The organism is Amycolatopsis sp. NPDC005232 (assembly GCF_040607795.1).
GTDB lineage: Bacteria > Actinomycetota > Actinomycetes > Mycobacteriales > Pseudonocardiaceae > Amycolatopsis.
Window position 1 is genome coordinate 59,140 of record NZ_JBEXHL010000038.1, and the last position, 23,072, is coordinate 82,211.

The 23,072-nt window shown below is 70.8% G+C and carries 20 protein-coding genes; 17 read left to right on the forward strand and 3 right to left on the reverse strand.

Features of this window, described 5'->3' with window-relative positions:
* Positions 1-96: 96 nt before the first annotated feature.
* The 6 genes from ABZU76_RS43120 (at position 97) to ABZU76_RS43145 (ending at position 8,125) form a co-directional block, all read left to right on the forward strand.
* Positions 97-840 carry an SDR family oxidoreductase gene (locus tag ABZU76_RS43120; protein ID WP_354881607.1) on the forward strand — a complete coding sequence of 248 codons (744 nt, stop codon included), beginning with the start codon at positions 97-99 and terminating at the stop codon, positions 838-840.
* Positions 841-892: 52 nt separating this feature from the next.
* Positions 893-2,359, forward strand: a complete 1,467-nt coding sequence (locus tag ABZU76_RS43125; protein WP_354881610.1) for an AMP-binding protein — start codon at positions 893-895, stop codon at positions 2,357-2,359.
* A complete protein-coding gene (locus ABZU76_RS43130) occupies positions 2,349-3,803 on the forward strand; it encodes an NAD(P)/FAD-dependent oxidoreductase (RefSeq protein ID WP_354881613.1) in 1,455 nt (484 codons plus the stop codon). Before ABZU76_RS43125 ends, ABZU76_RS43130 begins: the two co-directional genes overlap by 11 nt.
* A gap of 96 nt (positions 3,804-3,899) precedes the next feature.
* Positions 3,900-6,083 (forward strand): hypothetical protein, encoded by a 2,184-nt coding sequence (locus tag ABZU76_RS43135; RefSeq protein WP_354881616.1) that lies wholly within the window; start codon positions 3,900-3,902, stop codon positions 6,081-6,083.
* Positions 6,084-6,097: 14 nt separating this feature from the next.
* Entirely contained in the window at positions 6,098-7,228 is a 1,131-nt protein-coding gene (locus ABZU76_RS43140; RefSeq protein ID WP_354881619.1) for a S8 family serine peptidase, read from the forward strand.
* A 177-nt stretch (positions 7,229-7,405) separates the two neighbouring features.
* A complete protein-coding gene (locus ABZU76_RS43145; RefSeq protein WP_354881622.1) occupies positions 7,406-8,125 on the forward strand; it encodes an alpha/beta hydrolase in 720 nt (239 codons plus the stop codon).
* Here the strand turns inward: ABZU76_RS43145 and ABZU76_RS43150 are convergent.
* A complete protein-coding gene (locus ABZU76_RS43150) occupies positions 8,100-8,870 on the reverse strand; it encodes a methyltransferase domain-containing protein (protein WP_354881625.1) in 771 nt (256 codons plus the stop codon). The two genes, ABZU76_RS43145 and ABZU76_RS43150, sit on opposite strands and share 26 nt — an antisense overlap.
* An 83-nt stretch (positions 8,871-8,953) precedes the next feature.
* Between ABZU76_RS43150 and ABZU76_RS43155 the strand changes: the two genes are divergently transcribed.
* Genes ABZU76_RS43155 through ABZU76_RS43175 form a run of 5 tightly spaced genes read left to right on the forward strand, consistent with a single transcriptional unit; the run spans position 8,954 to position 14,423 of the window.
* Entirely contained in the window at positions 8,954-9,688 is a 735-nt protein-coding gene (locus tag ABZU76_RS43155) for an acetoacetate decarboxylase (protein ID WP_354881628.1), read from the forward strand.
* A gap of 9 nt (positions 9,689-9,697) precedes the next feature.
* Positions 9,698-10,618, forward strand: a complete 921-nt coding sequence (locus ABZU76_RS43160; protein WP_354881631.1) for a 3-hydroxyacyl-CoA dehydrogenase NAD-binding domain-containing protein — start codon at positions 9,698-9,700, stop codon at positions 10,616-10,618.
* Positions 10,615-12,129 (forward strand): CoA transferase, encoded by a 1,515-nt coding sequence (locus ABZU76_RS43165; RefSeq protein ID WP_354881634.1) that lies wholly within the window; start codon positions 10,615-10,617, stop codon positions 12,127-12,129. Before ABZU76_RS43160 ends, ABZU76_RS43165 begins: the two co-directional genes overlap by 4 nt.
* Before the next feature lie 2 nt (positions 12,130-12,131).
* Positions 12,132-13,430, forward strand: coding sequence for an aldehyde dehydrogenase family protein (locus tag ABZU76_RS43170; RefSeq protein ID WP_354881636.1), 1,299 nt, complete (start codon positions 12,132-12,134; stop codon positions 13,428-13,430).
* A 42-nt stretch (positions 13,431-13,472) separates the two neighbouring features.
* Positions 13,473-14,423 (forward strand): hypothetical protein, encoded by a 951-nt coding sequence (locus tag ABZU76_RS43175; RefSeq protein WP_354881639.1) that lies wholly within the window; start codon positions 13,473-13,475, stop codon positions 14,421-14,423.
* Between the two features lie 349 nt (positions 14,424-14,772).
* Here ABZU76_RS43175 and ABZU76_RS43180 read toward each other — a convergent pair whose 3' ends face one another.
* Positions 14,773-15,129 carry a hypothetical protein gene (locus tag ABZU76_RS43180; RefSeq protein ID WP_354881642.1) on the reverse strand — a complete coding sequence of 119 codons (357 nt, stop codon included), beginning with the start codon at positions 15,127-15,129 and terminating at the stop codon, positions 14,773-14,775.
* Between the two features lie 227 nt (positions 15,130-15,356).
* Here ABZU76_RS43180 and ABZU76_RS43185 point away from each other — a divergent pair, with 227 nt between their 5' ends.
* The 6 genes from ABZU76_RS43185 to ABZU76_RS43210 all read left to right on the forward strand — a co-directional run bounded on the left by ABZU76_RS43185 (position 15,357) and on the right by ABZU76_RS43210 (position 22,120).
* Positions 15,357-16,844 carry an alkaline phosphatase family protein gene (locus ABZU76_RS43185; protein ID WP_220246719.1) on the forward strand — a complete coding sequence of 496 codons (1,488 nt, stop codon included), beginning with the start codon at positions 15,357-15,359 and terminating at the stop codon, positions 16,842-16,844.
* Positions 16,845-17,149: 305 nt separating this feature from the next.
* The gene (locus ABZU76_RS43190; RefSeq protein WP_354881645.1) at positions 17,150-18,769 is read left to right on the forward strand and encodes an ABC-F family ATP-binding cassette domain-containing protein; all 1,620 of its coding nucleotides are present in this window, start codon (positions 17,150-17,152) and stop codon (positions 18,767-18,769) included.
* A 110-nt stretch (positions 18,770-18,879) separates the two neighbouring features.
* Positions 18,880-19,314 (forward strand): hypothetical protein, encoded by a 435-nt coding sequence (locus ABZU76_RS43195; protein WP_354881648.1) that lies wholly within the window; start codon positions 18,880-18,882, stop codon positions 19,312-19,314.
* Positions 19,315-19,339: 25 nt separating this feature from the next.
* Positions 19,340-20,425, forward strand: coding sequence for a sensor histidine kinase (locus tag ABZU76_RS43200; protein WP_354881651.1), 1,086 nt, complete (start codon positions 19,340-19,342; stop codon positions 20,423-20,425).
* Positions 20,422-21,030 (forward strand): response regulator transcription factor, encoded by a 609-nt coding sequence (locus ABZU76_RS43205; protein WP_354881654.1) that lies wholly within the window; start codon positions 20,422-20,424, stop codon positions 21,028-21,030. Before ABZU76_RS43200 ends, ABZU76_RS43205 begins: the two co-directional genes overlap by 4 nt.
* Before the next feature lie 115 nt (positions 21,031-21,145).
* Positions 21,146-22,120 (forward strand): NmrA/HSCARG family protein, encoded by a 975-nt coding sequence (locus ABZU76_RS43210; protein ID WP_354881657.1) that lies wholly within the window; start codon positions 21,146-21,148, stop codon positions 22,118-22,120.
* A 162-nt stretch (positions 22,121-22,282) separates the two neighbouring features.
* Here the strand turns inward: ABZU76_RS43210 and ABZU76_RS43215 are convergent, their stop codons facing one another.
* Positions 22,283-23,071, reverse strand: a complete 789-nt coding sequence (locus ABZU76_RS43215) for a MerR family transcriptional regulator (RefSeq protein ID WP_354881660.1) — start codon at positions 23,069-23,071, stop codon at positions 22,283-22,285.
* Between the last annotated feature and the right edge of the window lies 1 nt (position 23,072).

Consider the following 23,072-nt stretch of genomic DNA (forward strand, 5'->3'; position numbering starts at 1 on the left):
GAACGTGCCGATCGTACGATCGACACGTTGACGAGGCGAACTCCACCTGGTTAGCCTTGGTGTCGATCAATCGATCGACACGGGGACAAGGATCTCATGACCGAACACGACTGGTCGCCCCTGCCGCGGCCGGGCAGCCGCGTGGTGGTCACCGGCGCCGCAGGCGGTCTCGGCCGGGCGCTCGTCGCCGCGTTGACGCAGGTCGACGCCCGCGTGGTCGGCATAGACCGCGTTGCCGCCGAACCCGAGCACCTCGTCGCCGACCTCACCGACGAAACCGCCGCCGCGCAGGCCGTCGCCCAAGCGGTCGAACGGCTCGGCGCCCTCGACGCCGTGATCGGCGCCGCGGGGATCGTTGACACCGTCCACCGCGCGAGCAGGTTCCCGCTCGACGCCTTCCGGTCCGATGTGGACGCCAACCTCGTCGCACAGTTCGTCCTCGCCCGCGCGGCCTATCCGGCGTTGAAGGAATCCGCCGGCTCGATCGTGTTCCTCTCCTCCGTCGCGGCGGAAGACGGCCTGCCGGGCCAGGCGGCGTACGCGGCGGCCAAGGCCGGCGTGCTCGGCCTGACGCGCTCGCTCGCAGCGGAGTGGGGCGGCGACGGCGTGCGCGTGAACGCCGTCGAGCCGGGTCTCTTCGCGACGCCCAAGGTGCTCGCGATGCCCGAATCGGCCCGCGAGCGGCTGCTCGCCGGCGTGCCGATGGGCCGCGTCGCGACGCTGGGCGAAGTCGTCGGCTCGGTCCTCTACCTGCTGTCCCCGGCCGCGGGCTACACCACGGGCCAGGCGCTTCGCCTCGACGGCGGCTCCGGGCTCACCCGCGGCGGCTTCTACCGCTGAGCACCCCGTCACCGCTGAGCATCCAGTTCCGCTGAGCACCCAGGAGATTCCCGTGCCCGCCAGAACCCTGCCCGCCATGCTGCTCGACGTCGCCGGAAGACACGGCCCGCGCGAAGCCCTCGTCGACGGCGAGACCCGTATCTCCCACGCCGACATGGTGCGCCGCTCCGCCGTGGTCGCCACGCGGCTGCGCGAGCTCGGCGTGGCGCCTGGCGACCGCGTCGCGATCCTGCTGCCCAACGGCTGGCAGTACGCCGTGAGCTACTTCGGTGTGCAGTTCACCGGCGCCGTCGGCGTGCTCGTGAACACGCGCTTCGCCCGGCCCGAGATCGAGCACGTCCTCACCGATTCCGGCGCGAAACTCGTGATCACCGACCGCGATCTGCCCGGCGCTGTCGACGCGGCCGTGCTCACGGCCGACACCGGCGAAACCGCCGACCCCGTCGAGCAACCGGGTCAGCGGACCGAGCCCGGCGACGTCGCGCACCTGCTCTACACGTCCGGCACCACCGGCCGCCCCAAAGGCGCGATGCAGACGCACGCCAACCTGATGTTCAACGCCGGCACCGTGCGCGAGCGCCTCGGCGCCGGTCCCGGCGAACGCACGCTCGTGGCCGCACCGATGTTCCACGCCACCGCGATCGTGTCGCAGTTCATCGGTTTCCTCGCCAACGGCGCGTGCTGCGTGTTCACGCCCGCGTTCAAGGCGGAGACCACGGTGGCGCTCATGGCGTCCGAGCGCATCACGTTCTTCGCGGGCGTCGCCGCCATGCTGAGGCTGATCCTGCTGAAGGCGGAAGACGCGGGCGCGGACCTGTCGTCGCTGCGGCTGTTCGTGATGGGTGGCTCGCCGGTGCCGGAGCCGTTCCCCGCGCAGGTGAAGGAGCAGCTGCCGGATCTGGTACTGGGCAACGTCTGGGGTCTCACGGAAGGCACATCGATCGTCACCTTCACCGCCGGCGCGGAGTACCTGAGCCATGCGTGGAGCGTCGGCCCGGTCGTCGAAGGCGTGGAGGTCGCGATCGCCCTGCCCGGCGAGCCGCCGCGCGACCTGCGCGACACCGTCGGCGAGCTGTGCGTGCGCGGACCCGTGGTGGCCGCGGGGTACTGGGGCAACCCGGAGGCGACCGCGTCGACCTTTGTGGACGGTTGGCTGCACACGGGTGACGTCGGCTCGATCGACGGCGACGGGTTCGTCCGCGTGCTCGACCGGCTCAAGGACATGATCATCCGCGGCGGCGAGAACATCTACAGCCTCGAGGTGGAGAGCGCGCTCGCGCAGCACCCCGACGTGGCCGAGGTCGCCGTGGTCGGTGTGCCCGACCCGATCTTCGACGAGCGCGTGCGGGCGGTGGTCGTGCCGCGGCCCGGGCGGACGCCGAGCGAGGAAAGCCTGCGCGAGCACGCGGTGAAGCTGCTGGCCGACTTCAAAGTGCCCGTGGAGTGGCGGTTCGTGACGGAGCTGCCGCGCAACCCGTCGGGCAAGGTCCTCAAGCGGGAGCTCTCGGATGCCGGCTGAACACGTCGACGTCGTCGTGATCGGCGCGGGCTTCAGCGGCCTCGGCATCGCGGCGCGGCTGGACAAGGCCGGGTTCCGTTCGTTCCGCGTCCTCGAAGCGGCCGACGACCTCGGCGGCACCTGGCGCGACAACACCTATCCCGGCTGTGGCTGCGACATCCCGTCGCCGCTGTACTCGTACTCGTTCGCGCAGAAACCCGACTGGAGCCGGTTGTTCGCCGGTCAGCCGGAGATCCTGGAGTACCTGCACGACGTCGCGCGCCGGCGCGGGCTGCTCGACCGGCTGCGCTTCGGCCAACGCGTCAAGCGCGCCGCGTGGGACGAGGACGCCGGGCGCTGGGACGTGACCACGGCGACGGGGGAGACCTACCGCGCGCGGTTCGTGGTGTCAGCTGTCGGTCCGCTGCACCACCCGTCGTACCCGGAACTTCCCGGTGTGGAGTCGTTCCGCGGCGAGGTGTTCCACTCCGCGCAGTGGCGCCACGACGTGGACCTGACGGGCAAACGCGTGGCCGTGATCGGCACGGGGGCGAGCGCGATCCAGTTCGTGCCGGCGATCGTCGACCAGGTCGCCGCGCTCACGGTGTTCCAGCGGACGCCGCCGTGGATCGTGCCGAAGGCCGACCGCGCGTTCGACGCCCGGCACAAGTTCTGGGCGCGCTGGTTCCCGCCCTTTCGCTGGTACGTGCGCGACCGGCTTTACTGGATCCACGAACGCCGCGCGGTCGGCTTCGTCGCCGACCCGGCCGCGATGGAGCAGACCGCGGGCCTCGCGAAGCGCTTGCTGCGCAAGCAGGTGTCCGACGAGGACCTGCGCGCGCGGCTCACGCCCGACTACACCATCGGCTGCAAACGCCTGCTCATCTCCAGCACGTGGTACCCGGCGCTGACGAAGCCGCACGTCGACGTCCGCTCCGGCGGGGTCGCGTCCGTGCGGCCGGACGCGGTGGTCGGCGCCGACGGGGTGGCGGTGCCCGCCGACGTGATCGTCTACGGCACCGGGTTCGACACGCAGCAGACCATCCGGTTCGAGGTCGAAGGCCGCGACGGCCGCACGCTTGCCGACGCGTGGAGCAAGGGCAACGAGGCCTACCTCGGCACGACCGTCGCCGGGTTCCCCAACCTGTTCCTCATGGTCGGCCCGAACACGGGGCTGGGCCACAACTCCCAGGTGTTCATGATCGAGGCGCAAGCGTCCTATGTGGTCGCCGCGCTGCGCCGGCTGCGCCGCGCCAAGGCGTTCGAGGTGCGAGCCGAGGTGCAGGACGCGTTCAACGACTGGCTCGACTCGCGGATGGCCGCCACCGTCTGGCAGACCGGCGGGTGCCGCAGCTGGTACCAGGACCCGAAGTCCGGCCGCAACACCGTGCTGTGGCCGGCGGGCACCGTGGAGTTCTGGCGGCGGACCCGGCGCTTCCGCGCGTCGGACTACGCGGTGACCTGACCGTTGGGCCGAACGGAGCAATTCGGAACGGCAGTGGAACCTCCGCCGGCCCCTTCACGTAGGTAGCGGGTGATCCGTTCCCTACTGGAGGTGTGTGTGCGTAAACCTTTGACCGTGCTGGGGGTCGTGGCGCTCGTCGCGACAGGGGCAGGGGTCGCGGCCGCCGCGCCGCAGCAGAACACAGCGCCGCAGAAAAATGCAGCGCCGCAAGTGGCACAACAGCAAGCAGATCAGCCGCACGACAGAACGGCGCTGCTCATCACGGGCGATGTCGTCACAGTGCACGACGTCGGCGGCGGGCGCGAGACGTACGACGTGGCCCCGGCCGCAGCCAGGGGGCCGGCTAGATCGTTGGTGCACCTCGGCCTCGGCGGGCGCAACTACGAGATCCCCGCCACCGCGGTGCCTTACCTGGGCAAGGGCCTGGACCTCGGTCTGTTCGACGTCGACAAAGCCGCGACCGACCACGTGACCACCCCGACGCGCACGTTCGACCGCGCGGCCGCGCAGAGCTTCGGTGCGCAGCTGGCGAAGCAGTACACAGCGGACCGCGCCCGCGGCACTTTCGGCGGCCGTGGCCTGTTCGCGAGCGGCGCGACCTACGGCACCTCGGCGCCGGCGAAGAAACAGCCGCGCACAGTGCTGAACACCCTGACGCTCGCGGCGAACGAGGCGGATGGCACGCCGTCCGACACCGGGGTCGCGTTCCTCACGAACACCGACGACTCGACCTTGCTCGACAGCAACGAATCGGTCAACTACTTCTACGACGGCACCGCCAAATACAGCGTGCCGGCCGGGAATTACAGCGCCATCAGTGTTTTCTTCACCACCGCGGCCGACGGCACGGTCTCCGGGGTGCGTGAGGTGGTGGACCCCGAGTTCGCCGTGAAGGGCGACAAGACCGTGCGCATGGACGCCGCGAAGGCGTCGAGCAAGGTCACCTGGGTCACGCCGCGCCCGGCGCTGCTCGACGACAACGGCTTCCTCGTCCGCCGCGCCGCGAAGACCGGTCCCGCCTTCAGCCTCGACTACGACGCCGGGCCTGGCGTGCCCCTGTGGATCTCGCCGGTGGCGAAGCCCGTGCAGACCGGTGCGCTGCAGACCTACCCCTACGCGCGGCTCGTGTCGCCGCCCAGCTCCGGCACGCCGTACGAGTACTGGCTGCAGAAGGCGAGCATCGGCTCCATCCCGAAGCAGCGCTACACCGTGACCAGCGCCGACCTCGCCACGCTCGACACCTCCTACTACGCCGAACAGGAGTCGATCGGCCGCGTGCAGCGCAGCGGCCTGTTCGCTTTCGAGGACGGCGGTGGCCGGCCCGGCGTGCCGATCGACCTGCCGCGGCACCAGATCGAGTACGTTTCCGCCGCTCCCGACCTGCTGTGGTTCGGCACGACGGCCAAGTTCGTGAGCCAGTCCGGCAGCTGGGTCGGCGGTCAGTTCATGACCGGCGAGGTCTACCGCGGCGGCCAGACCGCGACGGAGGGCTACGGCAAGTTCCCGCTGCACACCGCCGAGGCCGTCGCGGTCGGGACGCCGATCAAGGGCTCTATCCACGTGGCTCCGGGTGCGGTGCGCGCCGGCGACGACGTTTCGATCAGCCTCATCCCGTTGTCCGACAACCAGCCCGGTCACACCGGCGGATTGCGTGGTGGGCCGAACGACACCGAGTCCGGTCACTACACGCTGACGCAGGACGGCACGATCGTGGCGCAGGGCGTGCCGGGTGACGACGTCCAGTTCACGCAGGCTGTGAGCCCCGAGCCGGCGACGCTCGGGCTCACCGTGGACGCCGCGCGCAGCGGGCCGATGTTCTCCCTGTCGACCGCGACCCACACCGAGTGGACGTGGCGCTCGCAGCACGTCGACGGCGCTGCCCTGCCGGCACCGCTGCAATGCTCGGTGTCGCGCGGGGCCGATCCCGACGCGTTGTGCCAGGCGGAACCCCTGCTCATGCCGGGCTACGACATCGGCGGCCTCGGCCTCGACGGTTCCACGGCCTCCGGTCCGCAGTCGCTCGACGTCACCTTCGCCCACGTGCAGACGTCCGCTGTGAGTGCAGTCTCCGCGGCGACGGTGCAGTTCTCCACCGACGGCGGGGCGACTTGGCAGGACGCCACCGTCACCCCGGGCGCGGACGGCGCATTCCACGCGGCCTACTCCGTGGTCCCCGACGATTTCCGGGGAACGGCCGTGGCCTTGCGCGTCACCGCCGCCGACGCCGGTGGCAGCACCGTCGCCGAGACGATCACCGCCGCCTACCGCGTGAACTTCTGAGGGGAGTGTCCACTGTGTTCAGCAAAGTCTTCACCGCCGCGGTGATCGTGGGGGCGGCGCTCACCGCCGTCACCGGCACGGCGGGCGCCGCGACCGCTCCCCGAGCCGCTTGCGGAGCCGTCGGGCCGACCATGGCGCGCTGCCTGACCAGCTACGCCACGGCCGATGCCCCGGACGGCTGGGGTGCGACCGACCTCGCCGCCGCCTACCGCCTGCCCGCCGAACCGGGGCCAGGTGACCTCGTGGCGATCTCCATCGCCTACGACTCGCCGACGCTGGAGCAGGACCTCAACACCTACCGTGCCCAGTACGGGCTGCCACTGTGCACTTCGGACACCGGCTGCTTCCGCAAGGTGAACCAACGCGGCGACGCGGCTCCGCTGCCCGGCCAGAGCTTCGGTTGGAATCTGGAGTCCACACTGGACGCGTCGATGGTTTCGGCGGCGTGCCCGTCGTGCCGGATCCTCGTGGTGGAGGGTGACAGTCCGCTGTTCCCGGATCTGGCCGCCACGGAGGACACCGCCGTGCGGTTGGGTGCGAAGATCGTGACCAACAGCTACGGCGGGCGGGAGAACGGGTACTCGCTTTCCTTCGCGAGCAGCTACCAGCACTCCGGCGTGACCACCGTCGTGTCCTCGGGTGACGACGGGTTCACCGCCGCCAGCTATCCGGCGGTACTGCCGGACGCGGTGGCCGTCGGTGGCACGACGTTGAGCCGCGACTCGTCCGACCGCGCCTTCGCGGAGTCGGCGTGGCTCTCCGGAGGCAGCGGCTGCTCGGCCTACGTCGCGAAACCGGCGTGGCAGCAGGATCCACACTGTCGCAACCGGACGGTCGCCGATGTCTCGGCCGTCGCCGCGCAGTTGTCGATCTACTTCACCGATGCGGGTGGCTGGGCGACGGCGAACGGCACGAGCGCCTCGGCACCGTTCGTCGCCGGTCTGATCGCGCGGGCCGGACACGCGGGCACCACGACGGCCGCCACCCTGTACGCCGGTGCGGGACACTTCTTCGACGTCACCGACGGCTCCAACGACCAGGTGTCGGGCGGGGCCAAGTGCGGCGGTGACTACCTGTGCGTCGCCGCCGCCGGGTACGACGCCCCGACGGGCGTCGGCACGCCGGACGGGCTCGCCGGCCTGTAGCGAGAAAACGATTTGCCCAGCGGACGCCGGGGCCGGTAGCTTGCTCCCGACCGCGATTCGGCTCGAGGAGGTGGGACCCATGTTCTGTGGATCGATGTGGGTGCTCCCCCTCAGTTTCGTGGTCGGGCGGTAGGTGTCGCCGGGAGCGCCGAGAGCACTTCCGAAAGGCGGCATGCCATGTACTTCACTTCCGAAACCCCGGCGGACGGTCTCGTCGAACGCGAGTTCACCGTCGGCGATGTCCCCGGCGTTCTCTGGACCCCCACAGCGGGCCCCGGCCCGCTCGTGCTCCTCGGGCACGGCGGCGGCAACCACAAGAAGCACCCGGCCATGACCGGGCGGGGCGGGCTGCTCATCGCCGCCGGGTTCTCCGTCGCCGTGCTCGACGCGCCAGGGCACGGCGACCGGCCCCGCTCGGCTGAGGACGACCGCGAGGTCGCCCTGATGCAGGAGGCGATGGCGACGGGCAAGCCCGTGGGCCCGATCGTCGAGCGCTACAACGGCGCCCTCGCAGCGCGTGCCGTGCCCGAATGGCAGGCGGCGCTCGACGCGTTGCAGGACGAGGTGCCCGGCCCCGTCGGCTACTGGGGCATCAACATGGGCACGGCGATCGGCGTTCCGCTGATCGCGGTCGAACCCCGCATCAAGGCCGCGGCGCTGGGCCAGTTCTGGCCGTCGACGCTGGTCGACCTGGCAAAGCGGATCACCATCCCGATCGAGTTCGCCGTGCAGTGGGACGACGAGCACATCCCGCGGGACGACGCGCTCGCACTGTTCGACGCTTTCGCCTCACCGGAGAAGACGTTGCACGCCAACGCGGGCAAGCACAAGCAGCTCCCGCGGTTCGAAGCGGCCAGCGCCGTCCGCTTCTTCAGCCGGCACCTCGGCACGCCGTGACGAGCCACGCGCGGGAGCCGAGCCACACGCCGTCGTCGGTGTGGTGTTCGGCCATGACCTCGCGAAGCCGGTCGAGGGCCCGCGAAGTCTCGCTCTCGTCGAGCTGGTCGAGCGCGGTGCTGACCAGTTGCAACGGCCGCACCACGTCGGCGGCGGTCGTGGGATCCGGGCCGTAGTAAAGGGGTTCGGACAGGTCGGTGAGCTGGACGTCGATGAACCCCGCTGTGGTCAGCACTTCGCGGACCACAGCGGGGTCGCCGAGGGTGAACGGACTCGTGTGCGGCACCGGCGGGCTGCCCACCGCCCGGCTGATCTCCGACACCCATTCCTGCCGGTCCCGCGCCTGCCACACGAGCTGCACCAGCCGTGCGCCCGGCCGCAATGCGCGGGCGACGTTGGTGAACGCGGCGACCGGATCCGCGAAGAACATGGTGCCGAGGCGGCTGAAGGCGAGACTGAAGTGCGCGCTGGGGAACGGATGTGTCTGCGCGTCGGCCAGCTCGAACCGCACATTGGTGACGTTTTCGGCCACGGCGAGCCGGCGGGCGGCCTCCAGCCGGGCCGCGGAGACGTCCACGCCGAGCGCGGAGCCCCGCACGGCGAGGCGGGCGGCTTCGCGGGTGGTCGCGCCGCCGCCGCAGCCGATGTCGAGCACGATGTCGTCGGGTCCCACGGCGGCGGCCTCACGCAGCAGCGGTTGGTAACGGTGGAGCTCGGCGTCGAAGTCGAAGGTCGGTGCGGCCATGGCGCCCATCATGCCCGGCACCGAGATGCGGCAGCGGAAAGTCGCAGGTAGATTGCGGTTCGTGATCTTGCGGGAAGTCGCTCATGCGTGAGGACGAGGTCCTCGCCCAGCTCACCACGCCCCTGGCCGCGCCGGCTTTTCCGCGCGGGCCCTACCGGTTCACCGACCGCGAATACCTGAACATCACCTACCGGACGGATCCGGCGGCGCTGCGCGCGCTCGTGCCGGAACCGCTGGTCGTCGACGAGCCGCTGGTGCGGTTCGAGGTGATGCGCATGCCCGACGTGACCGGCCTCGGCGACTACACGGAGTCCGGCCAGGTCGCGATGGTGCGCCACGGCGACGAGGCCGGTGAGTTCACCCTCGGCATGTACGTGGACAGCTTGCCCGCCATCGCGAGCGGCCGCGAGGTCGCCGCGTACCCGAAGAAGCTCGGCAAACCCAGGCTGTACACGGATTCCGACACCCTCGTCGGCTCGCTCGACTACGGCTCGATCCAGGTCGCGCTCGCCACGATGGGGTACAAGCACCGCACGCTCGACGAAGCCCAGGCGCGCGCGGAGCTGACCGCGCCGACGTTCATGCTCAAGCTCGTGCCCGGCTACGACGGCCGGCCGCGCATCTGCGAGCTCGCGCGCAGCCAGATCAGCGACGTGACGATCAAGGGCGCGTGGACCGGCCCGGCGCGGCTGCACCTCGTGGCCCACGCGCTGGCGCCACTGGCCGACCTGCCGGTGCTGGAGATCGTGTCGGCCAGTCATCTCCTGACCGACCTCACGCTCGGCCGGCTCGCGGTCGTGCACGACTACCTGGCTTGAGGGGAAACCATGAAGGCGACCATCGTCGGTGGCGGGGTCATCGGTGTGTCGTGGGCCGGGCTGATGGCCTCGCGCGGCCTGGACGTGACGGTCAGCGACCCGGCGCCGGGCATCGAGGACACCGTGCGCGCCGGGCTGGCGGAGCTGGAGCCGGCGTTGCGGGAGCTCGGCTTGCCCGCTCGTGACTTGGCGGTGAGCTTCGAGCCGGACCTCGCGACGGCCGTTGCCGAGGCGGACGTGGTGCAGGAGAACGGCCCCGAACGGCTCGACCTGAAGCACCGGATCTTCAGCACCATCGAGGCCCACGCTCCGGCGCACGCGTTGCTGCTCACGTCCACGTCGGGCATTCCCGCCACCGACATCGCCACGGCTATGCAGCAGCCGGAACGGCTTGTGGTGGGGCACCCGTTCAACCCGCCGCACCTGATTCCGCTGGTGGAGGTCGTGGCGGGGGAGAAGACGTCGGCGGAGAACGTGGCGCGGGCCGTCGCGTTCTACGAAAGCCTGGGCAAGAAGCCGATCGTGCTGGCGAAGGAGGTGCCGGGGTTCGTCGCGAACCGGCTGCAGGCCGCGATCTTCCGCGAGTGCGTGCACCTCGTCGCCGAGGGTGTGGTGACCGAGCAGCAGCTTGACGAAGTGGTCACGTCCTCGCTCGGGCAGCGGTGGGCGGTGAGCGGGCCGTTTCTGAGCTTCCACCTCGGGGGCGGGGCCGGCGGGCTGCCGCACTTCCTCGAACACCTGGGCCCGGGCCTGCGGAAACGCTGGGGCCAGCTGGGTACGCCGGACCTCGACGAACCGACCGTCGCGCTGCTGAGCGCCCAGTCGGAGGACTTCGGCGGCACGATCGACGAGCTGGCCAAGGCCCGCGACGAGAAGCAGATCGCCGTGATGAGGGCGCTGGGGACCACGCCAGGACAGGAGCAGCGATGACCGTCACCGACCGGATCCGCGAAGCGCTCGCCAACCCCATTCGTTCCGAAGCGGACGACCGGTTCGACATCCACGCCGCGCTGGCCGAAGTGCTCGCCGATGCCGGACTGTCCGAAAAGGACTGTGGCGGCTCCGTCGAGTTCCTCGGCGCCGACCTGATTGTGCCGAGCGCGGTGCGGCTGGGCGCGGCGCCGGCGATCGGGCTCGTCGCCAAGTCCGTGGCGCTGGCCGCGTTGTGGCGCCACCGCGGCGGGCCGGGGCAGGACATCAGCATGGACGTGCGCACGGCGCCGCACCGGCTGTGCCCGTTCTACGACAAGAAGTGGGAGCTGATCAACGGCCTGCCGCCCACCAACACGGCCGACCCGGGCAGCCCGTTCACGCTCAAGTTCTACCGCGCCGGCGACGGCCGCTGGGTGATGCCGCTCAACATCTACCCCAAGCTGAAGTCCGCCGCGCTCAAGCTTCTTCGCACCTACGACGACGAGACCGCCGTGGCCAACGCCGTCGCCCGCTGGAGCGCGCTCGACCTGGAGGAGGCCGGCGCCGACGCGGGGCTCGTGATGCCGATGGTGCGCAGCACGGAGGAGTTCCTCGAGACCAGCCAATACCGCGACGTGCTGGCCGGCCTGCCGCTCATCGAGATCGAGAAGATCGGCGATTCCGATCCGGAGCCGCTGCCCGAGGGTGCTCGCCAGCCGCTCGACGGCGTTCGCGCGCTCGGGATGGGACACGTGATCGCCGGCGCCGCCATCGGGCGTGCGCTGGCGCAGCACGGAGCCGACGCGCTGAACCTCTGGCGCCCGACCGAGTGGGAAAACCCGGTGACGTACTCGACGGCGAACGTCGGCGTCCGATCGGCCACAGTGGACTATCTGCGGGACAAGACGGCGCTGGCGAAGGTCCACGAGCTGGTGCGGGGCGCGGATGTGTTCTACGCCAACCGTCGGCCGGGTCTCGTCGCCAGGCTCGGGTTGTCCGCCCAGCGTGCCGCGCAGCTGCGACCCGGGATCATCCACACCACCGTGTCGCTGCACGGCGAACGTGGGCCGTGGGCGCAGCGCGTGGGCTTCGACCAGACGGCGGGGTGCGTCGCCGGGATGATGACGCTGGAGGGCTCGCCGGACCAGCCCGTGCTGCCGCACATCGGCGTGGTCAACGACTACCTCGTGCCGTGGCTCGCCACCACCGGGATCTGCGCGGCGTTGATGCGCCGGGCGACCGAAGGCGGCAGCTACCGCGTGCACATCTCGCTGACGCGCATCGCGTTGTGGATCATCAGCCTGGGCGTATTCGACAAGGAGTACGCGCGCGCGGTCGCGGGCACCGGTGAACAGCACGCGTACGTCGACCCGGAGACGTTCACGGCCGAGACGCCGCTGGGGCTCTACCAGGGCGTGACCGACCAGGTGCGGATGTCGGAGACGCCTGGTGAGTTCTCGACGATCCTCGTGCCGCGCGGGTCCGGGCGCGCCGAGTGGCTGCCGCGGCCGGCCGGGCTACTGTCGTGATCATGATCCCGGACCTCGTTTCCCGCCTGCGCAAGTCGTTCGCCGCCGGCCGCACCAAACCGCTGTCGTGGCGGCGCGAGCAGCTCGGCGCGTTGAAGCGCATGCTGCTGGAACAGGAGGACGACTTCCTCGCCGCCCTGCACACCGACCTCGCGAAGAACGCCACCGAGGCGCGTCGCACCGAGCTGATGTTCATCGTCAACGAGGTCGACGACACCCTTGAGCACCTCGACGAGTGGCTCGCGCCGCAGCCCGCGGGCCTGCCGGAACGCTTGCTGCCCGCCGAGGGCCGCGTGGTGCGCGAGCCGCTGGGTGTCGCGCTGATCATCGGGCCGTGGAACTACCCGCTGCACCTCGCGCTGGCGCCGCTGGTGGGGGTGCTGGCCGCGGGCAACGCCGCCGTCGTGAAGCCGAGCGAGCTTTCGCCGACGGTGTCGGCCGCCATCGCGCGCCACGTGCCGGCGTACCTCGACCCCGAGGCCGTCGCCGTGGTGGAGGGCGCCATCCTGGAGACGACGGAGCTGCTGGAGCAGCACTTCGACCACATCTTCTACACGGGCAACGGCGTCGTCGGGCGGATCGTGATGACCGCCGCGGCGAAGCACCTCACGCCCGTGGCGCTGGAGCTGGGCGGCAAGAGCCCGGTGATCGTGGACACGGACGTCGATCTTCAGGTGGTCGCGCAGCGGATCGTGGACACGAAGTTCATGAACGCCGGCCAGACGTGCGTCGCGCCCGACTACGTGCTCGCCATCGGCGACACCGCGGCCCGCCTCGAACCGCTGCTGACCGAGGCGCTGCACGCGAAGTTCGGCGACGACGCGGCTTCGAGCCCCGACTACGGGCGCATCGTGAACACCCGGCACTTCGATCGCCTGTCTCACCTCCTGGCCAGTGGCCGCGTGGTCACCGGCGGCCAGACCGACCGCGACGCCAAGTTCATCGCACCGACCGTGCTCGCCGAGGTCGCGCCGGACGCACCCGTGATGGGCGAGGAGATCTTCGGGCCGATCCTGCCGGTGCTGCCCGTGTCGTCTTTGGACGACGCCATCGCATTCATCACGGGCCGCGACAAACCGTTGGCGCTGTACGCGTTCACCGGGTCCGAAGAGGTCAAACAGCGCATCCTCACCGAAACCTCCTCTGGCGCGGTGACGTTCGGCATGCCGGTGCTGCACCTCGTCGCGCCCGAACTCCCCTTCGGCGGCGTCGGGGAGAGCGGCATGGGGCGCTACCACGGGAAGTACTCCATCGACACGTTCAGCAACCTCAAGGCGGTGCTCGACAAGCCACTGTCCTGAGGACTCGGTGGAATCCTCCGGGGGCGGCTACGATCCTGGATCATGAGCCACCCAGGGGGTCAGCAACCGCAGGGTTATCCGCAAGGTCAGCAGGGGTATCCGGCGGGATATCCGCAGCAGCCGGGGTATCCCGCGCCGGGGCAGCCGGGTTCTGTCGAGCAGGGTCAGTCGCAGCCGGGATTTCCCGGGGCCGGCCAGGCGCAGCAGGGTTTCGGCCAGGCCGGCCAGCCGCAGCCGGGTTACCCGCAGGCGGCAGGACAACCGGGTTACGCGCAGCCGCAAGGGCAGCCGGGTCAGCCGGGATATCCGCAGCCGGGCCAGGCCGGGTACCCGCAACAGGCCGGTGAGGCCGGGTACCCGCAGCCCGGTTACCAGCAACCCCTCCCGCAGTACGGACAGCCGCAGCAGTGGGGCGCCCCGCAGCAGCAGTTCTCCCCGCCGCCGCAGGGCTTCCCGTCGCAGCCGGGCCCAGCAGGCGGTCCGCTGACCCTGCCCGGCCTCGGCGCGATCCCGGCGGTGCTCGGTGTGGTGCTGGAGCTGGTGGCCCTCTTCGGCGTTTCGTGGATCACCTTCACCAACGGCACCCAGTCGGTGACGATGTCCTTCCTCGACCTCGTCAAGGCCGCCAGCGACAACGCGGCCGCCTCCGGCTTCGCGGCGACGTACGTGCAGTTCCTCGCCTTCATCATCACCGCCGCGACAGCCGGATCGGTGCTGCCCTGGACACTCGGCGCACTCCGGGCCAAGCGCTCGGCGTTCCTGCTGAGCGGCATCCGCAGCCGCGAACTCACCCGCTCCGGCTTCTGGTGGTACCGCACGGTCTTCAGCGGCCGCGCGGCCGTCATGCTGATCCTCCACGCCGTCGGCATCGCCACCCTCTACTGGGGCAACTTCCCCTCCCTGGGCCTCGGCCCGATCCTCCTTTTGGTCGGCGCCGCCCTGGTCATCGCCGGCGCGGCCATGGGTCCCCGGCAGGCTCCGGCCATGCCCTGACCCTCCACAAGGGAGCTTCACCTCAGGACCGGTGCAACGGCGAGTGCGCCCGGGTGATCACAGCCCCGGGAGCACTCGCCGACATGGGCCGTGGCGTGGGCCGGGACGACGAAGCCGACCTCGGACATCTGGCGCGAGCCGTCGGGGCGCGGTTCGTGGTGCACGATCATCACCTCGCCCGGCAGCGGCACGCCGGCGCGGGAGGCCGGCTCCACCCGCTACCGGCTCGCCCCGGTCGTGCTGCGCCTCGGCAACGCCTACCTCGGCAGCCTCGAACTGCGCGCACGATCCTCCCGCGAGCTCGGCGCAAGCCGCTGGCCGGTGCCGGTCAGCCCGGCGCACTGGGCCGTCAGGCCGGCGCGAGCACCAAAGTGGTGTGTTGCCCGTTCAGGCCCTCGTTCATCACCAGCGCGCACGCCACCACCGTACCCAGCCAGACGGCGGACACGGCGAGGTCCGATCGGGGGACCACCGGGTAGAGCACGGGGGTGAACGTGTTCCCGCCGTTGCCGCCCGTGGACGCGTGGACGTGGTTCAGGTACCGGATCCCGGTGGTGCGGTCGAACAGCATCGGGTGCCGGAAGGCCTCGCTCATGTCGAACCTGCGGCGCTTCTTCTCCGGGCGGGTGTCGGCGAACTCGGTCACCTCGACGACGTGGCCCACCGGGATCGGCGCGGGGTAGTTCACCGCGATCGTGCGATTCACACCGGCACCCTAGCAACCACCGGCCGTTCCGCTGACGGGAAAAATGACACTCCACAGTGGACGCATCCTACGTCTGGTTCCGCCGCTTCGTCCGGAAATCGAGTTGCGCACGTCACTACGCCACGGCGAGTTCGGCCGAAGTTCAGCCACTGCTCATCAACTCCTGGGCGAACGGCTCACCGCGGCAGACGAGTGTTCCCCGTGGCTCCCACCCCGAAAGGACCTCGATGACCGAGAACACCGACCAGGGCAACGGTTTCACGCGCAGACGCCTCCTGGGCTCCGCGGCCGCTGCGGGCGGTCTCGCCGCCGCCGCGATGGCGCTGCCGGCGAACGTCCGCAAGGCGATCGCTTCGCCCGCGCCGAAGAACGGCCGGATCTCCGACCTCAAGCACGTCGTCATGCTGATGCAGGAGAACCGCAGCTTCGACCACTACTACGGCACGCTGTCCGGCGTCCGCGGCTTCGGCGACCCCCACGCCGCCCGCCAGTCGGACGGCAGCTCGGTCTTCTACCAGAAGGACGCGAAGAACCCCAAGGGTTACCTGCTGCCGTACCACCTGGACACGAAGTCGACCGCCGCGCAGGCGATCCCGTCGACGAGCCACGAGTGGGCCGTGCAGCACGCGGCTTGGAACGGCGGCAAGAACGACCAGTGGCTGCCCGCCCACCGCGCCGCCGACGGCGAGACCAACGGCCAGTACACCATGGGCTACTTCACCCGTGAGGACATCCCGTTCCAGTACGCGCTGGCCGACGCGTTCACGATCCTCGACTCCTACCACTGCTCGGTGCTCGGCCCCACGGGCCCGAACCGCCACATGTGGATGGCGGGCACGATCGACGCCGCGGGCGACTTCGGTGGCCCCTCGCTCACCACGAGTGCGCCCAACGGCGCGTACTCGTTCAAGACCTACCCCGAGCGCCTCACCGAGGCCGGCGTGAGCTGGAAGATCTACCACTCGCCGGGCGGGACGACCGGGCTCGCCTCGCTCGCGCACATCGCCCAGTACTTCAACGCGAAGCCGGGCGACGACCTGTTCGAGAAGGGCATGAACCCGCAGCCGCTCGGCCAGTTCGAGTACGACGCGGCCCACGACCAGCTGCCCACCGTGAGCTGGATCCTGCCGCCCTCGGGCTTCGACGAGCACCCGGCCGGCCTGCCCGCGGCGGGCGCGACCTTCGTCGCCGGCAAGATCGACGCCATCGCGGCCAACCCCGACGTGTGGGCCAAGACGGCGTTCATCCTGTCCTACGACGAGAACGACGGCCTGTTCGACCACGTCGTGCCGCCGACCCCGAAGCCCGGCACCCCGGGTGAGTTCGTGTTCAAGAAGTCGGTGACCGGCGTCGACGGCGCCGGCCTGCCCACCGGTCTCGGCTTCCGCGTGCCGTGCATCATCGTGTCGCCGTGGACCGTCGGCGGCTGGGTGTGCTCGGAGACCTCCGACCACACGTCGCAGCTGCGGCTGTTGGAGCAGGTGACCGGCGTGCGCGAGCCGAACATCACCGACTGGCGCCGCCGCAGCGTGGGCGACCTCACCTCGGCGTTCCGCTTCCACGACGCCACCAAGCACGCGCCGACGCTGCCCGACACCACGGGCCAGTACAACCTCGCGCAGTACGAGGTCAGCCAGTTCAAGCTGCCGCCCATCCCGACCACGCAGCAGAGCTTCCCCCACCAGGAGCCCGGCCACCGGCCGAAGACCTCCTGACCTCGGCGTTCGTCACCCGTCCGTCCCTTCGCGACGGACGGGTGGCGGCACCGGCGACCGAATTTGAGCGGCGCGTGGACAGGCGTGGCTGGTAAGGTCGTGGTGATCGTGAACGCGAAGGATCAGGGAGTTGACCACCGAAATGGTGGCTGAGGACGACATCTCCGGGTGAATCCGGCGACGACAGCGGTGCGCTCGGTGCTTTGTGCGACCACAGCGACACCGCATCTTGTCGTTTCCTGAAACCCTGCCCTGTCGTTCTCCGGGCGGCTCACGCACGCCCGCTCCACCTTGAGAGTCCTGCCATGTCCAAGTCCTCCGTCGTCTGTTCCGGCCTGTCCTTTTCCTGGACCGACGGCACCCCCGTCTTCGAAGACCTGTCCTTCACGCTCGGGCCGGGTCGCGCCGGTCTCGTCGCGCCCAACGGCGCCGGCAAGAGCACCCTGCTCAAGCTCATCGCCGGCGAGCTCCACCCGCTCGCCGGTTCGGTGACCACCGACGGTGTGCTCGGCTACCTGCCGCAGACGTTGCCGCTCGCCGGCGAACCGACCGTGGCCGAGGTGCTGGAGATCGCACCGATCGTGCGCGCGCTCGCGGCCATCGAAGGTGGTGACGCGAGCGAGGAGCACTTCGCGAAAGTCGGCAGCGACTGGGACATCGAAGAACGCGCCGGCGTGGAGCTCGACCGGCTCGGGTTCGGCGACGTCGCGCTCGACCGCCGGCTCGACACGCTCAGCGGCGGCCAGATCGTGTCGCTCGGCCTGGCCGCGCAGCTGCTGAAACAGCCCGACGTGCTGCTGCTCGACGAGCCCACCAACAACCTCGACCGTGACTCCCGGCGCCGCCTGCACACCGTGCTCGGCGACTGGAAGGGCACGCTGCTGCTGGTCAGCCACGACCGTGACCTGCTCGACCGCATGGACCGGATCGCGGAGCTGGACCACGGTTCGCTGCGGCTGTTCGGCGGCAGCTTCACCGAGTACGAGACCACGAAGAAAGCCGCGCGCGAGGTCGCGGAGAAGAACGTGCGCACCGCCGAACAGGAGGTCAAGCGCGAGAAACGCGAGCTTCAGCAGGCCCGCGAACGCGCGGCGCGGCGGGCGTCCACCGGCGCCCGCACCGGCTCCGACATCCCGCGCATCGCGCTCGGCAACATCAAGCGCCGCGCGGAATCGTCGGCCGGCAAGGCCAACGACATGCACTCGCAACGGCTCGGCGCCGCCAAAGCCCGGCTCGACGAGGCCGACCGCGCCGCGCGCGAAGACGACACGATCGTGCTGGAGCTGCCCGACACCGCCGTGCCCGCCGGGCGCACGGTGTTCCACGGCGAGCGCCTGCACGTGCGGGAGCTGTTCGCCGGCGAAGGCGCGACGCTGGCGATCCGCGGGCCGGAGCGGATCGCGTTGATCGGCGCCAACGGAGTCGGCAAGTCGACATTGTTGCGGCTCGTCGCGGGCCTGCTCGAACCCGACAGCGGGCTGCTGACCAGGGCAGACGGCCGTGTCGCGTACCTCTCGCAGCGTCTGGACCTGCTCGACGACGACCGCACCGTGGCGGAGAACCTGCGGGCGGCCGCGCCTCAGCTTCCCGAGGCCGACCTGATGAACCTGCTCGCGCGCTTCCTGTTCCGCGGGCCGCGGGCGCACCTGCCGGTCCGGGTGCTCTCGGGTGGCGAACGGCTGCGGGCGACGCTGGTGTGCGTGCTGTGCGCGGAGCCGGCGCCGCAGCTGCTCCTGCTCGACGAGCCCACGAACAACCTCGACCTCGCGAGCGTGGAGCAGCTCACCGGCGCGCTCAACGCGTACCAGGGGGCGTTCGTGGTCGTGAGCCACGACGACCGCTTCCTCGCCGAGCTGGGTATCAGCCGCTGGCTCACGCTGGCCGAGGGCAAGCTGACGGAATCGGGGCCGCCGTCGGATTCCTGACAAATGTCATGGGCGAGCGGTGCGCCGGCTCACTGCCGTGGGCCGGCGCGCTCGCCCAGCATGGGTGGAGCAACAAGGGGAGACCTCCACTCAGTCCGGAAAGGACAGTTATGAACGCCGGCTCTGCCACCGTGTCCCACGAAGCCCTCAACCACCCGCGCAGCCTCTCGGCCTTCCGCAAAACGAGACTGCTCGTCATCGCCTACCTCACGCTCAGCGTTCTCACCGTCGGCGCGGTGGTCTTGCTGCGGAACAACGCCGCGATGGTCACCGACGCCGTGTGGGTGCGCACGGTGATCGTCGTGGCCAGTGCCCTGCTCACACTGTCCTTCACCCTCCGGACGAGCAAGGGCTCGCGCCGCGCCTACCTGCGGCTGCGGCTCGTCACCGGGCTCATGCTGGTGGCGCTGGTCGTGATCGCGGCGCTGCCCGGCGCGTTCCCGGTGTGGCTGCGGGCCGAGCAAGGCCTGTGCGCGCTGCTCCTGCTGGGCGTGGTGCTGATCGTCAACGGACAGCACGTCCGCTCGTTGTTCGCACGCTCCTGACCCGGATCCCGGTAGCGTGCGCGCCGTGGAAGACAACGCCGATCGCTGGGTGCTCGGGTGGCGCCGGTTCGTCCTCGACGCCGGCATGCTCGTGTACCCGGCGGTGACCGTCGCCGGCCTGGTGCCGCGCGGCGGCACCACGGCCGTGGTGGGCTGCGCGCTCGTGGCCCTGTTCAGCTGCTGCTACGTGGTGGCCGCGATCGCCGCGGACCGCATGGCCCTGCGAGTGTTCTGGTGGGCGCTGGGCGCGCAGGCGGTGCTGTTCCTCGCCGCGTTGCCGCTCGCACAGGCCGACGCGTTCTTCCTGGCCACGGTCGTCGTGGCGTTCCTCATGCGGCTGCTGCGCGGCCGGGCCGCGGTGATGGTGCTCCTGGGGGCCGGGCTGGCGGCGATCGTCGTGCCGCCGGCGGTGCGGCCGTGGCACTCCGGGCCGGGGTGGTCGCAGGCCATCGCGCTCGTGTTCACCTCGCTGATGGTCTACGCCTTCTCCGAGGCGGTCCGTACCAACCGCGCGCTCGTCGAGGCTCGCGCGGAGGTCGAGCGGCTCGCCGCCGAAGCCGAGCGCACCCGCATCGCCCGCGACCTGCACGACCTGCTCGGCCACTCGCTCACCGCGATCACGGTGAAGAGCAATCTCGCTCGCCGGCTCGGGGAGACGGACGCGGAACGCGCGTTCGAGGAGATCGGTGAGGTCGAACGCCTCTCCCGGCAGGCGCTCGCGGACGTGCGCGCGGCCGTGTCGGGCAGCACCGAGGTGACGCTGGCGGGGGAGCTGGCCCGGGGGCGGGAGCTGCTGCGCGCGTCGGGTGTCACGGCCGACCTGCCCACCGCGACGGACGTGGTCGACGGCGCCCACCAGGAGCTGTTCGGGTGGGTCGTGCGGGAGGGGCTGACCAACGTCGCCCGCCACGCCCGCGCGGCGAGCTGCACCGTCAGGCTTTCGGCTTCGGAGGTGGAAGTGCGCGACGACGGGATGGGCGCGGTGGCTGCTTCGGGCAACGGTCTGGACGGGTTGCGCTCGCGCGTCGCCGAGGCCGGTGGGCGGATGGAGGCCGGGCCGGCGCAGCCGCGGGGGTGGCGGCTGTGCGTGTCGATGGGGGCTCGGGCATGACCATTCGCCTGCTGCTCGCCGACGACCAGGCCCTGGTGCGCCAGGCGTTGTGCGCCCTGCTGGAGCTGGAGGACGACTTCGCGGTCGTCGCGTCGGTCGGCCGCGGCGACCAGGTGGTGGACGCGGCGCTGGCGGAGCAGCCGGACGTCGCGTTGCTGGACATCGAGATGCCGGGCCTCGACGGGCTGGCCGCGGCGGCCGTGCTCGCCAAGAAAGCACCGGGTTGCCGCGTGGTCATGCTGACCACGTTCGGGCGCGCGGGCTACCTGCGGCGCGCGATGGAGGCCGGCGCCGTCGGGTTCGTGGTGAAGGACGCTCCGGCCGAGACGCTGGCCGACGCGATCCGCCGCGTGGTCGCCGGCGAGCGCGTGGTGGATCCGGCGCTGGCCGTCGCGACGCTGGCGGCGGGGGAGTCGCCGCTCACCGCGCGCGAGCGCGACGTGCTGATCGCCGCCCGGTCGGGGGTCTCGGTCGCCGAGATCGCGGCCACGCTGTACCTGTCGGAGGGCACGGTGCGCAACTACCTGTCGGCGGCGATCGCCAAGACGGGCACGCGCAACCGGATGGAAGCGCTGCGGGTCGCCGACGAGCGCGGCTGGCTCTGACAGCCGGTGCCGTCCCCCGCCGTGGGTACCCACGGTGTGGCGAGGTGCCGTCCGGAAAAGAGGGACAACCTGGAACTCGTTCGGGAAAACATCCGACGAGAGAGGCAGGAACCCGATGACCGACAAGAAGATCATCGCCGTGGTGGGGGCGACCGGTTCGCAGGGCGGTGGTCTGGCCCGTGCGATCCTCGACGACCAGCAGGGACCGTTCAGCCTTCGTGCGCTGACCCGTGACGTCGAGTCCCCGGCGGCGAAGGAGCTGGCGGCGCGCGGCGCGGAGGTCGTGGCGGCCGATCTCGACGACGAGGCGAGTGTGCTGCGCGCGTTCGAAGGCGCGTATGGCGCGTACGTGGTCACGAATTTCTGGGTCCAGCGCACCCCCGAGGAGGAGGCGGCGCGCACGCGGGCGCAGATGGAGCTCGACCAGGCGGAGATCGCCGCGCGCGCCGCGAAGAAGACCGGTCTGAAGCACGTGGTCTGGTCCACTCTGGAGGACACCCGCCCGCACTTCGAGCACCAGGGCCTCGAGCTGCCGACGCTGCTCGAGAAGTACACGGTGCCCCACTTCGACGCCAAGGGTGAGGGCAACCGGTTCTTCACCGAGCAGGGTGTGCCGACCACGTTCCTGGAGACGACGTTCTACTACGAGTCGCTCCTGCAGGGCCAGGGTGTGCACCGCGGCGCCGACGGCAAGCTCGCGCTGACCAACCCGATGGGCGACTCCGTGATGGCGCTCGTCGCGTCGGAGGACATCGGCCGCACGGCGTACGGCATCTTCCTGGCGGGCCCGACGTACATCGGCCGCACCGTCGGCCTCGCCGGCGCGCACTACACGGGCGTCCAGCTGGCGGAGCTGTTCACGAAGGTGCTGGGCGAGGAGGTCGTCTACCGGCCCCAGACCCACGACGAGGCGCGCGCCGCCGGCTACCCGGGTGCGGTCGAAGTCGGCAACATGTACCAGTTCTACGCAGACGCCGCCGACTCGTTCGTCGAGTCCCGCGACCTCGAGCGCGTGCGCCGCATCAACCCGCGGCTGAAGTCGCTGGAGGAGTGGCTGCGGGAGCACAAGTCGGAGCTGGTGACCGACTGAAGCCCGCTCCGGGCCACCGTGCGACGTCGTCGGGGGACGGTGCACGGTGGTCCGGGTTTCGTGCGGTGGCGGTGAGGCGCCGCCGCGCGGGGGAACGCTCGCCGGCGGGGCTGGTCGCGCTGTGCCGCCGGCGAGCACTTCCGGGTTTGCCGGGCGAAAACGTCAGTCCCAGGTGGCGGTCTCCGGGTCGACGCCGTGGGCCGCGGCGTTCGCGTTGATCACCTCGCGCAGCCACGGCGCCAGGTCCGGCGAGAACCCGCTGTAGTAGCCCGCGAAACCCTCGTCCTCCGCCAGCAGCCGCCCGAGGCAGACGTGGCGGGCGTGGGGGCAGTCGAAGTACGTGGTCATGGCCGCGCGGTGGCGTTCGGCAAGGGCGTTGGCCTCGGGGGAGCCCGGGGTGACACCGGTCTGGTGCGCGGTCGCCAGGTCCGCGTTCAGTTTTTCCACGCGAGCCGTGACTTCCCGCCAGTCCGACGGGCTCAGCGCGGCGGCTCGTTCGGCGTACTGAGTCCACTGAGGACTGTCGCCCCAGCGGGTTTCGGCTTCGCCGACCCATTCCGGGCGCCAGTCGGAGCCGAAGATCTCCACCTGCTGTTCCGGCGTGAGCTGGATGCCGGTCTTCGCGGCGGCCAGCACACGGTCGACGGCCGACACCATCGTCTCCAGACGGGAAATCCGGTCGACCAGCTCGGTGCGCTGGCGCCGCAGGTGCTCGCGGGCGTCGACGGCCGGGTCGTCGAGGAGGCGGCCGATCTCCGCGAGCGGAAAACCCAGCTCGCGGTACACGAGAACCCGGTGCACCCGGGCGATGTCGTCGCCCGAGTACACCCGGTACCCCGCACACGTGCGCTCGCTCGGGCGCACGAGACCGATCGCGTCCCAGTGGTGCAGCGTCTTCACGCTGACCCCGACGAGCGCCGCGGCCCGGCCGACGGTGAGGCCTTCGCTCATC